The 13,177-nt window shown below is 64.2% G+C and carries 12 protein-coding genes; 7 read left to right on the top strand and 5 right to left on the bottom strand.

The genetic code is table 11. The features are described from left to right. Window positions 1-71: 71 nt before the first annotated feature. From JY451_15505 to JY451_15475, 7 genes are all read left to right on the top strand, one after another. Window positions 72-1,163 (top strand): HupE/UreJ family protein, encoded by a 1,092-nt coding sequence (locus tag JY451_15505; GenBank protein QZH75026.1) that lies wholly within the window; start codon window positions 72-74, stop codon window positions 1,161-1,163. A gap of 2 nt (window positions 1,164-1,165) precedes the next feature. Then, the gene (locus tag JY451_15500) at window positions 1,166-2,110 is read left to right on the top strand and encodes an MBL fold metallo-hydrolase (protein QZH75025.1); all 945 of its coding nucleotides are present in this window, start codon (window positions 1,166-1,168) and stop codon (window positions 2,108-2,110) included. A gap of 15 nt (window positions 2,111-2,125) precedes the next feature. Further along, window positions 2,126-2,971 (top strand): XdhC family protein, encoded by an 846-nt coding sequence (locus JY451_15495; GenBank protein QZH75024.1) that lies wholly within the window; start codon window positions 2,126-2,128, stop codon window positions 2,969-2,971. Then, complete coding sequence (locus JY451_15490; protein QZH75023.1) at window positions 2,964-3,560, top strand: NTP transferase domain-containing protein; 597 nt, start codon at window positions 2,964-2,966, stop codon at window positions 3,558-3,560. Before JY451_15495 ends, JY451_15490 begins: the two co-directional genes overlap by 8 nt. Before the next feature lie 127 nt (window positions 3,561-3,687). Then, window positions 3,688-5,016 (top strand): TolC family protein, encoded by a 1,329-nt coding sequence (locus JY451_15485; GenBank protein QZH75022.1) that lies wholly within the window; start codon window positions 3,688-3,690, stop codon window positions 5,014-5,016. Further along, window positions 5,013-7,157: an ATP-binding cassette domain-containing protein gene (locus tag JY451_15480; protein ID QZH75021.1), complete on the top strand. Its 2,145-nt coding sequence runs from the start codon at window positions 5,013-5,015 to the stop codon at window positions 7,155-7,157. Before JY451_15485 ends, JY451_15480 begins: the two co-directional genes overlap by 4 nt. Beyond that, window positions 7,157-8,308 (top strand): HlyD family efflux transporter periplasmic adaptor subunit, encoded by a 1,152-nt coding sequence (locus tag JY451_15475; protein ID QZH75020.1) that lies wholly within the window; start codon window positions 7,157-7,159, stop codon window positions 8,306-8,308. Before JY451_15480 ends, JY451_15475 begins: the two co-directional genes overlap by 1 nt. On the opposite strand, the gene JY451_15470 is transcribed toward JY451_15475, so the two are convergent. From JY451_15470 to JY451_15450, 5 genes are all read right to left on the bottom strand, one after another. Continuing rightward, the gene (locus tag JY451_15470; protein ID QZH75019.1) at window positions 8,305-9,093 is read right to left on the bottom strand and encodes a DUF3445 domain-containing protein; all 789 of its coding nucleotides are present in this window, start codon (window positions 9,091-9,093) and stop codon (window positions 8,305-8,307) included. The two genes, JY451_15475 and JY451_15470, sit on opposite strands and share 4 nt — an antisense overlap. Before the next feature lie 8 nt (window positions 9,094-9,101). Beyond that, complete coding sequence (locus JY451_15465) at window positions 9,102-9,926, bottom strand: HAD hydrolase-like protein (GenBank protein QZH75018.1); 825 nt, start codon at window positions 9,924-9,926, stop codon at window positions 9,102-9,104. Window positions 9,927-10,058: 132 nt separating this feature from the next. Continuing rightward, entirely contained in the window at window positions 10,059-11,519 is a 1,461-nt protein-coding gene (locus tag JY451_15460; protein ID QZH75017.1) for a biotin carboxyl carrier protein, read from the bottom strand. Window positions 11,520-11,642: 123 nt separating this feature from the next. Beyond that, window positions 11,643-12,134 carry a biotin/lipoyl-binding protein gene (locus JY451_15455; protein QZH75016.1) on the bottom strand — a complete coding sequence of 164 codons (492 nt, stop codon included), beginning with the start codon at window positions 12,132-12,134 and terminating at the stop codon, window positions 11,643-11,645. Next, window positions 12,131-13,177 (bottom strand): phosphoenolpyruvate synthase, encoded by a 1,047-nt coding sequence (locus tag JY451_15450; GenBank protein QZH75015.1) that lies wholly within the window; start codon window positions 13,175-13,177, stop codon window positions 12,131-12,133. The genes JY451_15455 and JY451_15450 overlap by 4 nt, the downstream gene beginning before the upstream one ends.

The raw sequence follows: 13,177 nt of genomic DNA, 5'->3' as shown, positions 1-13,177 counted from the left end.
TTGTTCCAATTACAGGATTGTCACATGGAGAACTGCGCCGGATTTCGTGGCCTTTGCGCAACTATGTGACAATGCTCTATACTTTTCGCCTTCTACTCGCGGTACTCGCCGCCTTCGCGTTGGTGCTGCCGGGTTCCGCGCAGGCTCATCCCGCGCCGTTCAGCTATGTGGACCTCGACTTGCAAGAGCAGCGGATCGAAGGCACGCTCACGGTGCATGCAAGCGACCTTGCGCATGAACTCGGTATCGCCGAACCGTCGACACTGTTCGACCAAAGTGTATTAGCCGCGCAATACGCTGCAATCAAGGGTCTCATTGCGCCGCGCCTGCGCTTGTCTACTGGAGAAGGGGAAGCGCTGGTGGTGCGATTCATGGGAATCGCTGCCGCGCCGCAGGACGATGCGATCCGACTGCGGTTTGTGATCGAGTCTCCACCGCCTCCGGAACTCAGCATAGCACCCGCGCTGTTTCCCTATGATTCCTCGCACCAGACCTTCGTGAACATTTACGAAAGTGGCGAATTGCGGCAGCAGTTCCTGTTCGCCGAGGGCAGCGGGTCGCAGACCCACTTTGCCGGAACCGCAGCGGGCGTGCTGGCGACGCTGACCACTTTTGTGCCTTCCGGAGCACATCATGTACTGATCGGCCCGGACCACGTGCTGTTCTTGATTGGGCTGATCCTGCTCGGCGGATCGCTGCGGCGGCTGGCGCTGATCGTCACCATGTTCACGCTCGGCCACTCGATCACCCTGGCGCTGGCCGCGCTGGAGATCTTCGCACCGCCCGCCTGGCTCATCGAGCCGCTGATTGCGCTCAGCATCGTGGTGGTTGGCGCGGACAACCTGCTGCGCAAGCCGGGAGATCGCGACCTGCGCCCGATCTTCGCCGTCGCTTTCGGACTGATCCACGGCTTCGGTTTTGCCTTCGTCTTGCGCGAATTCGGGCTTCCGGCGGGCAATCTCGGCTGGTCGTTGCTGGGGTTCAATCTGGGGGTGGAACTGGGTCAGCTTGCTGTCGTCATCCCTTTCGCGCTGCTGTTGGCAGCGATCCGGCAGCGCAGCGCGGCATGGGCAAAGCGCATTGTTTTGGGCGGTTCGCTTGCAGTCGTGCTGGCAGGGGCCTATTGGTTCGTTGACAGAGTCTGGAATATGGGGAGCGGGTGACGATGCAGCGTATAGCAGTCCTGACGGGCATTCTTCTTGCTGGTGGCGCAGTAACTGCTGTGGCAGCGCAAGGGCTTCCGGGCATCGAGAACATCGAACAGGTTTCCGAACACGTCTACAAGATCGCCGGTGCGGGGGGGAACACCGTTGCGTTTGTCCGTTCCGGAGACGTGGTGCTGGTGGACACCAAAGTGCCGGGGCAGGGTGAGGGCATCCTCGCCGAAGTGCGCAAGATCACCGATCTGCCGGTGGGTATGGTGATCAACACCCATTCGCACCCCGATCACATCGGCTCCAATGCTTTTTTCGCCGACAATCCCGGCGTGCAGGTAGTGGCGCAGGCCAATACCGCCGCGCGCATGGCGGCTGGGGGGGGGCCATTCCCGCCCGCACGGGTGGACCAGCAGTTCACAACTTACCGCGAGCTTGGCGAGGGTGATGACCGGATCGAGCTGCATTGGTTCGGCGCAGCGCACACCGATGGCGATGCTTTCGTTTTCTTCCCCGCCGATCGTGTGTTGATGGCGGGCGATGCCTATGCCTGGCACATGAGCCCGCTGATCGATCCGGGATCGGGCGGTTCGATGCTTGCACTGCCGACTACACTGACCGCCGCCTATTATAACATCCCCGATGCCGACACGGTGATCACCGGTCATGGCGATGTTAGCACCCGCGCGGAATTTCTCAGTTTCATCACCTTCAACCGCGGACTTCTGCAGATTGCCGAACAGACGGTGCAGACTGGCGGTACCGAGGATGATGCGATGGCGCGGCTGAACGCCGTACCCAGTTTCGCAGTGTTCATGGGCGCTGATCGTATGCCAGGTCTCGAATACGGCGGCACCCCGCGCAGCCGGGCGCGGATCAACTTGCGGATCGCAATGCAGGAATTGCGCGGCGAGACTCCCGCGCTCATCATGAACTTGCCGCCCGAGGAGCAATAGTCCACCAGTCCCGGCGTGACCCTGCCTTTCGCCGATGACCATGCTGCCCTGCGCGCGGCCTGCACGCCGGGGGTAGGGCTGTGCACTATAGTGAATATCGACGGCAGCTTCTCGCGCCGATTGGGAGCGCAACTGGCGGTGCATCCCGATGGCAGCGTTGTCGGTAGCCTTGCCGACGGGTGCCTGGAGGCCGAAATCGCGCGGCAAGTACTGGCAGGCGGCGAGCAGCGGGTTCTACGGTATGGTGCTGGCTCGCCGATGGTCGATTTCCGCCTTCCATGCGGTGGCGGGCTGGATATCCTGATCGATCCTGCGCCCGACAGGTCAGCCTGTCGCGCCGTGGTCGGAGAACTCGAGGAGCGCTGCGAAGCGCGGCTGGCATTGCCGGAATTCTCCCCCTTGCCGCAGCGCCGCTTTGTCCCCGCACTGCACTTGCTGCTGCTGGGTGAGGGGCCGGAACTGGCAGCGATGGCGCATATCGCGATGGCTGCGGGGTTGCCGGTGGAAGTGAGGGAGCGCGACGCGCTATCGCTGAGCCAGCGTCCCGATTTTCTTTCTGCCGACAGATGGTCCGCCGTGGTGCTGCTGTTCCACGATCACGAATGGGAACGCGCCATCCTCGAATGGGCGCTCACTACTCCTGCTTTTTTCATTGGCGCGCAAGGCGGTGCACCTGCACGCTCGGCACGTGAGGCCGCACTGGCAGAAGCAGGCTTCGCGCCGCAACAGGTGGCGCGCATCCTTAGTCCGATCGGCACGGTCAAGCACAGTCGCGAGCCTGTGGGCCTTGCGCTGAGTGTGCTGGCTGGCATCGCTGGCGCATACGAAGCGCGCCATCCACACCATTCTGGCAATGGCTGATCGCCCGCTGCTCGTCGCGGTGCTTGCTGCTGGCAGCGCGAGCCGCTTCGGCGGCGGGAAGCTTGACGCCCTCTGCGCAGGCAAGCCGCTTGGCCGATGGGTGCTGGAGGCGGTGGCCGAGGCCGGGCTAGCGCCCGGGATTATCGTTACCGGGAAAGACCCTCCCGCTTTCGCAGAGGGGGCCGAGTGCTGGGCAATCTGTATCAACCCCGTCGCCAGCGAAGGGCAGGGTTCGTCTGTGGCTTTGGCCGCCCGGACGGCTATTGCAGACGGGGCCGAACTGCTACTTCTGCTTGCGGATATGCCCCTTGTTCCTCCGTCCCATTTGCAGGCCTTGGTGGAATCACAGCAGTTGGCAGCCACAACGTATCCTGATGGAACCCCCGGCGTTCCAATCTTCGTGCCGAACGAGAAGCTCGCTCCGCTTGCCGAACTCGCGGGAGGACGCGGAGCAGGCCCATTCTTGCGCCAAGTCCCCGATCTCCGTTGCATAGAAGCGCCCCCCGGTACGCTTAGTGATGTTGATACCGATGCCGACTTGGCCGAGATCGACACTCAGCTTCTGGTCATGCGCCAACAAGCAGGTTGATTTGGCTCGCCGAAATGTCGAATAGGTGAGGGACAAGGCGCAGCGGCATTCCGGGGGGTGTGCCAATGCGAATGATCTGTCCGACTTGCCACCGGGCAAATCGGTCCTCCCCCGCCGAACGGATCCGATGCGCGCCTTCGCCAAGCCTGCCATTGCCTTATCGCTGCTCGCCGGTTCGGCGGGGCTGAGCGCGCAGGATGCAAATGAGCCTTTGGCGGTGCAGACTTACGGCCCGCCTGCGGCCGATGTGCCGCTGCTGCGCCCGCCCGCCCCGGCTGCGATACCCGATCCGCTTGATCTCGCGGCGGCGCTGGCGGCGCAAACGCATCCGTTGGTCGGCGCCGCAGAGGCCGAGGCAAACGCACTAGATGCGGAGTTCCGCTCTGCACGCTGGCGGCGCTATCCGAGCCTCTCGGTGGAGGCGTTGCTGGCGACCGAAGGCTCGTCCTTCACAGATGAGGACGGCATTGCCTTCAACGCCACACTCGAACAGCCGATCTGGGCGGGTGGGCGCATCACCGGCGAGATCGACCGCGCCCGCGCGGCACGGCGTGTTGGCGAGGACCGGGTGGGGGAGGCCGAGCGCGATATCGTGTTGCGGGTGACATCCGCTTATTACGATTACGTGCTTGCGGCAGAACGACTTACTGTCCTCGAAAGCAGTCTGGCCCAGCACAACCAGTTGCTCGAAGCCATCGGACGGCGGGTAACGCAGGAAGTGTCCCCGCTGGCGGACCTGACGCTAGGCCGGTCGCGCACTGCGCAGGTCGAACTGGATCTCGCCAGCACGCAGGAAGCGCGCGATTCGGCGCTGATCCGGCTGCGCGAGTTGACGGGCGGCGTTGCAGTCGATCCGATCCTGCCGCCGACGGGCGTTTCGCGCACCTTGCCGCCAGAGGAGATTGCGCTCGCCGAGGCTTTGGGATGCAGTCCCAGTCTGGATTCGCTGACCAGTCTGATAGCTGTTGCAGAAGCTCAGCGGGACATCGCGTTTGCCGACCGGTTACCGCAATTGCTGCTGCAGTTGTCGCAGAACGAAATCACCGGAGCGCGCGCCGCGCTGGTGTTGCGGGCGCAGCTTGGACCCGGTCAGGCGCAGCTTACCCAAGTGGAAGCGAGCGAGGCACGAATCCAGCGGGCCTTGGCGGAATTTTCCGAAACCGAACGCACCTTGCGCGAACAATTGCGCCGCGATTACGTGCTGGTTCGGGCGGCGGAGCGGCGGATTGAGGCCGGTGTGATAGCAGCCGACGCGGCAGACGAGATCATCGCCAGCTACCAGCGCCAGTTCATTGCCGGTAGGCGGAGCTGGCTGGATGTGATGAATGCGACGCGCGAAGCCGCCAATGCGCGGCTTTCGGAAAGCGATGCGCGGGTCAGCGCGGCGGCGGGCACGGCGCGCATTCTCGCGCTCGCCTGTCGCTGGCAGCCCGATAGTGCAGGGGAACGGCAGTGAGTGACGGCAGCGTAGAGCGCGCGATAGAGAATTACGCCAGGGCCACCGGCACGCCGTTGTCACCGCACTGGAAAATGGAGCTGCGCGAGGTCGAACTCGCTGAGGGGGTCGATGCGCTTCCCGGCCTGATCGCCGTGCTCGGCTGGGAACCCGCGCGCCGGATCCAGGGCCGCCCGCGCCCCGATCAGTTCCCGCTGATCGTTTATGACCAGACCTGTGGCTGGGCAGTCGTCCAGCAGTGGGACGGGGACGATGTGATGGCGTTGGTAGGCGAACGCGCCAGCCTGCCCTACGATCCTGACCAGCGATTTTTCACGATGCACCTGCCCGATCCGCTGAAGGCAGACGGCGGCGGAGCGCTGGCGGTGTTCTGGCGCGCGATCAAGCGGCGCAAGCAGCCGCTGGTGATGGCCGGTCTCGCCACCGTGTTCGCCAACCTGCTCACGCTGGCGACTTCGCTTTATTCGATGCAACTGTATGACCGGGTAATTCCGCTTGCGAGTTACAACACGCTGTTCGTGTTGACAGCTGGGGTCGGCTTTGCCTTGCTGCTCGACCTCGCCCTTCGTTCATCGCGTGCGCTGCTGATCGAGCGGGAGGCGCAGGACATCGACGCCGAGGTGAGCGAGTTCTTCTTCGCCCGTGCGCAGGCGATCCGGCTTGATGCGCGCCCGCCTGGGGTCGGAACGTTGGCGGCACAGCTACGCGGGCAGGAACAGGTGAGGCAGGTGCTTTCTTCCGGCTCGCTGTTCATGCTGGCGGATCTTCCATTCGCGATATTCTTCATTGTCGTCATATCATGGATCGGCGGGCCGCTGGCGCTGATCCCGATCATCAGCTTGCCGGTGGCGTTGATCATGGCGATGATCCTCTCGCGCATTATCCGAAAGGGCACCGATCGCGCCCAGGTCAGTGGCAATCGCAAGAACGGGATGCTGGTGGAATCGCTCGATGCCACTGAAACCGTGAAAGCCAATCGCGGTGGGTGGTTCATGATGGGCCGCTGGAACCGGCTGGTGCGTGAAATCCATCACTACGAAATGCCGGTGAAGAAGGCTTCCGCCGTTGCCGGATCATTGTTTTCTACCTTGCAACAGGTCGCCTATGTCGCGCTGATGGGCTGGGGTGCCTACCTCGCCGCCGAGGGGCAGATCACCACCGGCGCGCTGCTCGCCTGCTCAATCATCGCCGGCCGGATCAACGGCCCGCTGGTGGCGCAGTTGCCTAACCTGATCGTTCAGTGGGGCTATGCCAAAAGCTCGATCAAGGCGCTCGATTCGATCATGGCGCTGCCGCTTGATCCCTCGACGGGAGCAGGCGCGTTGCGGCCTGACAGCCTGCAGGGTGCTTACGAAATCCGCGATGCCATGTTCGCCTATTCCGGCACCAAGCGCGCGGCACTGGAGATCGAGAATCTGAAGATCGCGCCGGGCGAGCGGGTGGGCGTGATCGGCGGGATCGGTTCGGGCAAATCCACACTGCTCAAGCTGATGAGCGGGCTCTATTCGCCGCAACAGGGCAGCGTGCTGCTCGGCGGGCTCGACCTTAACCAGGTGGCTGAAGATATCGCCCGCCGCCACATCGGCTATGTCACGCAGGATGCGCGGCTGATCAACGGCAGCTTGCGGGACAATCTGTCGATGGGGCTGGGCGATGTCAGCGACGAGGAAATCATGGCGGTTGCGCGGCAGACCCGGCTCGATACAATGATCGCCGGGCAGCCCGATGGCCTTTCCTTGCAGATACAGGAAGGTGGGCGCGGTTTGTCCGGCGGACAGCGAGCGATGGTCGGGCTGAATCGGCTACTGCTGGCAAGGCCGAAGGTCTGGCTGCTCGATGAACCCACAGCGGCGCTCGATCAGGCGACCGAAAGCAGCGCGCTCGAAGCTATCGAGAGCGCATTGGGAGCTGACACCATCTTGGTGATGGTTACGCACAAGCTCTCGTTGCTCCCCCGTTTTACCCGAATCGTGGTAATGGCGGGCGGCAAAGTAGTGAAGGACGGGCCGACACAGGACGTGTTGCGCGAACTTGCGCCGCGCAAGCTGGCCGATCCGAATGCACCCAAGTCCGGGACCGGGGCACGGCCAAGCACCGAAGGCACTGTCACTTCCTCCATTAGCACCAAGAAGGCATCGTGATGCAGCGCCTCCGCCCATCCCACTGGATCATCATTGCCATATGCGTCACGCTGGTGGGGCTCATCGCCTGGTCGCAATGGGCCCAGCTCGATCAGGTGACCCGCGCTCCGGGTCGCGTCGTGCCCTTTGCCCGCGTGCAAGTGGTGCAAAGCGAGGAAGGAGGTGCCATCGCTCGCATTCTCGTGCGCGAGGGCGACCGGGTAACGGCAGGGCAATTGCTGGTCGAACTCGATACGGTGCAACTGGTGGCAGGTGCGGAGGAAGCACGAGGACGCGTGGCGGCGCTCGAAAGCCGGATGGCCCGGATCGATGCCGAACTGTTCGACAAGGCGCTGAATTTTCCGGCCTCGCTGGCCGATTTCCCCGAGTTTACCGCCAACCAGCGGCAATTGTACACGCGCCGCCGCGCCGCCTTGCAGGCCGAGATCGGTTCGCTCTCGAGCATGGCAGCGCTCCAGCAACAGGAACTCGATCTCAACCAGCCGCTGGTGGAAACGGGCGATGTCGCGCGGTCCGAAATCATCCGGATGCAGCGAGCCATTGTGGAGACGCAGGGCCGCATTTCGAACATCCGCGCGCAATATATCCGCGATCTGCAATCCGAATTTGCCGAGACCGAGGAAGAACTGGTTGCGGCCCAGCAATTGCTCACTCAGCGGCAGGATTCCCTGCGTGCCGCCTCGCTGGTTGCGCCGACCGATGGGATCGTCAAGAACGTCCGCCTGACCACGGTGGGCGGGGTGTTGCGGCCGGGGGACGAGGTGCTGCAGATCGTCCCCACTGGCGAGAGAATGATTGTCGAGGCGCAGGTACCACCCCGCGATATTGCGTTCGTTTCCAACGGCCAGCGCGCGCGGGTGAATTTCGATGCCTATGACAGCGCGGTCTACGGATCGGGCGATGGAGAAGTGGTCTACATCAGCCCCGATACGCTTTCCGAGGAGCGTGAGGACGGCACAACCAACGTCTATTACCGAGTTAATCTCGAAGTCGAAACCTCATCTATGCGCCCCCGCCGCGAGGGTGAGCGGATCGACCTGCAACCGGGAATGACAGCGACAGCGGAAATCCTCACCGGCAGCCAGACGGTTTGGGAATATCTGACCAAGCCGCTGCTCAAGACAACGCGGGATTCCCTGCAAGAGCGTTAGGCAGCGTTGGAAGCGAAAGCGATGAGCTGCGACGCAAAATGCGGTGAACCACGTCGTTCTGCTTCCTGTCGGGGAATGGTCTGCAAGGCCTCTGCCATTCGGTCCAAATTGGCCGGAGCGAGATGACCCAAAGCCGTCACATATACTCCGATAGTGAACACAATCACGCCAGTTTGCGGCAGGCGACGCAGGGTCTGGCGTTCGCTGCGGACGAACAGGGCTTCGCCCGCGTTCTGCGCGGTGACATGGGCGAAGCTCACTTCCGGCGGATCCGTTTCGATCCAGCGCAGCGCGTCCGTAGGACTGACGAACCAGTTGCAGCGCCCGAATATCCGCCCTGGTTGTAGCTTGGCCATGAAGTGATCGACCCCGCTGGCGAGCTGGTCGGCATAGCCGTGGATCGGCTTGTGCAGCCCGATCAGTGGCAGGCCGAGCTTGTCCGCCGGGTGCCAGTCGGTGGGGAAGGCCACCGCCGCACCGATCAGGCGGTACACGCCCTCTGAATCGGGGGCGAGCAGGCACATGTCCTCCCACATCGCGCGCGCAGCGCCTTCCAGCCCGCCACTAGTGCCAACCATAGCCGCCAGTTCTTCGCCCGCAGCCACCGCTTCTGGAGTGAGTTGCACGCTTTCAGGATATTGGTCGAAGGCTGCCGCGCGCGCTGCGAGGTCAGGCTGCGGCTGGAGCCATTCGGATTCAGAAAGCGCCGCCAGCCCCATTTTCAGCGCGCCACCCGCGCGGGCACGCGGGAGCAGTTCATCGACGCTGAATCCGAGCGAGGCCATGCTCTGCGTTACCGCAAGCCGCAGGCCGCCACCAGATCGCCCACGCTATCGATCACCAGATGCGGCGTGCGTTCGGGCACCTGGCTCGCCCATTGCTCCGCGCTCGTCGAGCCGCTGGTGACGGCAATGCCGATGGCCCCGCCTTCCTGCGCCATCTGCATTTCCGCCTTGGCGTCGTCCCCGACGATGGCGACATCTTCGGGCGCTAGGCCCATTTGGGCGGCGACGAAGGCCATCGCGTGGGCGGAGGGCTTGCCGGTCGCTTCGGGCTCGGACCCGGTCACCCGCGCGATCGCCCCGTTGATCGCACACGAATAGCCAAAGCTGCGCCCCTCGCGGGTGGCGAAGAACGGCACGTCCGACGCGGTGAGCAGCGCCGCGCCGTTGTCCAGCACTGCCTCGCAGGCGGCGTGGAGGTGCGGCATCGAGCAGTCCGGATGCCAGGCGACATAGACCGCGTCGCAGCCCGCGTGGTCCGCCGCGTCAGGGCCGACGCAGGTGACGCCGAGCTGTTCGAGCGCCGCGATCACTCCGGCATTGCCGAGCACCAGCACCCGCTGATAGCCGCGATCCGCAATCACCCTGGCGGCCACCGAATTGGGTGTGAACAGCCGTTCGTCCGCCACCGGCAGGCCGACCGCGCGCAGCTTGGGCGCCTGCACGTCGCTCGCGAAGGCGCTGCCGTTGGTGAGCGCGATCCACGGAATGCCAAGCGCGTCGAGTTCCTCCAGCGCCTCCTTCGCGCCGGGAATGGCGGTGTAGCCGCCGAGCGAGCGGTTCGAGAGGATCAGCGTTCCGTCGAGATCGAACATGAAGCCCTTGGGTGTGCGCATGGAGATTCACCTTTTCGTCATTGCGAGCAGTAGGCGAAGCAATCCATCACCTGCCCTCGCGATATCTCGATACGGCCGGAGATGGATTGCCGCGTCGCTTCGGCTCCTCGCAATGACGGTCTGGCCAAAGCCTCACACCCGCAGTTCCAGCTTCATGTCGCCCTTTTCGATGTTTACCTCGTCCAGATCGGTGCGGGCGAGGAGGTCGCGCAGCAGGTTCATCAGCGGGATCTTGCGCGGTTCGTAAGCGCGTTCGGCTGGTCCGGCCTTGCGCATCGCTTCGACCAGGTTCTCCGGCATGGTCGCGCGCAGCAGGAATTCCTCTTCGGAGAGCCGCTCGCCCAGCTTGCTGCGCAGCGTCTTGACGTCGGCCATGCCGGTCTCTTCCTGCAACTGCTTGGTGCGCGGGTTGGCCATGATCCGGTCCATCACATCCGGATCGACCGGCGCATTGGGCCGCCCGAACCGGCCAATGGCGAAGCGGATGATCTCGTCCGGGATCACGCTCCAGCGCTCGGCAGCGGTCACGTTCATCACCGCTTGCGTTTGCAGCATCTGCGCGAAAGGGGTCATCACGATCGGCCAGCCCAGTTCGCGGCGCACGCGGCCCATTTCCTCGATAACCGCGCCTTCCTTTTCGGGGCAGCCGTGATCGGCCAAGTGGCGCCGCATGGTGCCAACCATGCCGCCGGGCAGGTTGTGCTGGAAATAGGCAGCGTCGAACGCGCGCGGCGAGCCGGTGGTCAGGTCTTCCGCCGCCGCCATCGCGGTGAAGAAGGCGGAGACTTCCTCCACCGCTTCGTCATCGACATCGACGGTGTGGCCCGCCGCGCGCAGGTTGGCGATCATGCGGGTGATCGGCGGATTGCTGGTGCCGTCCGCCGCGCCGCCACTGGCGCATTGCACCGCTGCCACGCCCAGATCGGCGGCTTCGAGGCAGGCGGGTTCGGCAAGGCCGATGGTGCAGTGGTTGTGCAGTTCCAGCGGCATATCGCCGATTTCGGCGAGGATCGCCGGGATCAGCGTGCCCGCGCGCTTGGGGGTGAGCAGGCCACCGGGGTCCTTGATGTAGAGCGCATCGATATGCGGGCAGGCCGCCATCGTCCGCGCGGCGGCGGCATAGTGCGCATCGTCATGGATCGGGCTGATCGAATAGACCAGCGCGCCGACCACCTGTTCGCCGCCCGCGCGCTTCACCATGCCCGCGACTTCGGCGTTCGACGCGGCATCGTTCATCGGATCGGCGAGGGCGAAGCGGCGGATGCCGTTGCGCGCCAATGTGCGGAAGGCCAGTTCCATGAAATCCGGGGTGGCGGTTTCCCAGGCGATGAAACGGAAGCCGGTGCTGAGGAATTGCAGCGGCGTCTTGCGGCAGATCTCCGCCATCGCCCGGATGCGTTCCCACGGGTCTTCCTGCTTGAACCGCACCGCCACACCCATGTGGGTCGAGGTGGTGAAATCAATCGCGCGATAACCTGCGCGTTCCATGGCGGGTGCTACGGTCAGCGTCTTGGCGGTGTCGATCCCGGTCGCCCCCCACAGGCACTGGTTGCCATCGCGCAAGGAGGTTTCGACGATGTCTATACGGGCCATTTCGTCTATTTCCTTACGTCACCCCGGGCTTGACCCGGGGTCCCGCTACCTTGTGAGTGCCGCAGAAAAGCGGGACTCGGATCAAGTCCGGGGTGACGAGGAGGGTGGGCGTAGCGAAGGTCATCAGTCAGCCCTCACCCGGATCAGCGCCTGCCCAGCCTCAACCGCGCAGCCATTCTCCACCAGCACCGCCGTGACCGTGCCGGAAACCCCTGCGCGGACCGAGTTCATCAGCTTCATCACTTCGATGATGGCGATCACGGTGTCTTCCCCAACCCGGTCGCCCACCTGCACGAAGGGGTCTTCGCCGGGACGGGGCGCAGCGTAATAGTTGCCGAGCAGTGGGGCGATGACGTCGACTTCGCCTGCGCCTGCTTCTGCCGCTTGATCCTTCACTGAATCCCCGCGCAGGCGGGGATCTGGTGCATCTTCGCCTGAGGTCCCCGCCTTCGCGGGGACTCGCTGAGGTGGGTATTCCTCCTCCCGCGCACCCTCACGCCGAATCCGCAGTTTCATCTCGCCCAGTTGCAGGTCGAGCGCGGTGAAATGGCTCGCGTCGAGCAGGCGGGCGATTTCGGCGATGTCCTTGCCGGTCAGGCTCGGTCCAGAAGTCATGGGCGCGCGCCCCCGCCGAAAATGCCCATCACGTGCGCGAGCGGGTTGTCGCTCGGCGGAGCAACGGGTTTTGCCTGGGCATCTTTCACCGCCCAAACCGTTTCCGGGCGTGACTGGAGCAGGACCACGCCGCCCGCCTTGTCCACCGCCCATTCGATATCCTGCGGCTTGCCGTAATGCCGCTCCACCTTGCGGCCGACTTCGCGCAGGGCCATCAGTTCGTCATCGGTGAGGCAGGGGGAATGGCGGAGGTCCGCATCGTTCTCCACCTCGACGATTCCGCCACCGGGAGCAGGGACCTGCCGGGCGTGCTTGTCCGATATGTCGCGGGCGGAAATTTCTCCGGTGATCTTCCCCAGCACCCATTTGTCGGGCGTGACCTCGCCCGAAACGACCGCGCTGCCGAGACCCCAGGCACCCTCGATCGTGATAACCGACTTGTCCCCCGTGGTGGGCGAGCGGGTGAACATCACCCCTGCGCATTTGGCATCGACCATCCGCTGCACCACCACCGCCATCGCCACCTGCGCTTCGGGAATCGCGTGCTTGCGACGGTAGGTCATGCTCTCAACCGAATAGAGGCTGGCCCAGCATTCGCGCACCTTCTGCACCATCGAAGCGGCATCGAGTACCCAGAGGAAGGTGTCCTGCAAACCGGCAAAGCTGGCGTCCTCGGCATCCTCCGTGGTCGCGGATGAGCGGACGGCAACGGGCTGGTTATCGGCACAGAGCTGCTGGTGCGCCTGGGTGAGGGCGGTATCGAGGTCGTCGGGCATTGGTTCTTCCAGCACCAGTGCGCGCAATTGTTCGGACAATTTGGTGGCGGCGCCCAGGTCGTTGGGATCGAGGCCTTCGACCAGTTCGCGCAGCGGCGCGTTGGCTTCGAGCAGCGCGAGGAATTGCTCGAACGCGGCAGTCGTCACGACGAAGCCGGGCGGCACGGCGATGCCCGCCTGCGTCAGTTCGCCGAGCGAACCGCCCTTGCCGCCCACGGTCGGGCGATCGGCAATGCCGACATCGGCGAACCATGCCACTGCCTGCAT

Origin of the sequence: Erythrobacter sp. (genome assembly GCA_019739335.1) — a bacterium.
In the GTDB taxonomy this organism is placed as follows: Bacteria; Pseudomonadota; Alphaproteobacteria; order Sphingomonadales; family Sphingomonadaceae; genus Alteraurantiacibacter.
This window is presented reverse-complemented; position numbering and strand designations above follow the sequence as displayed.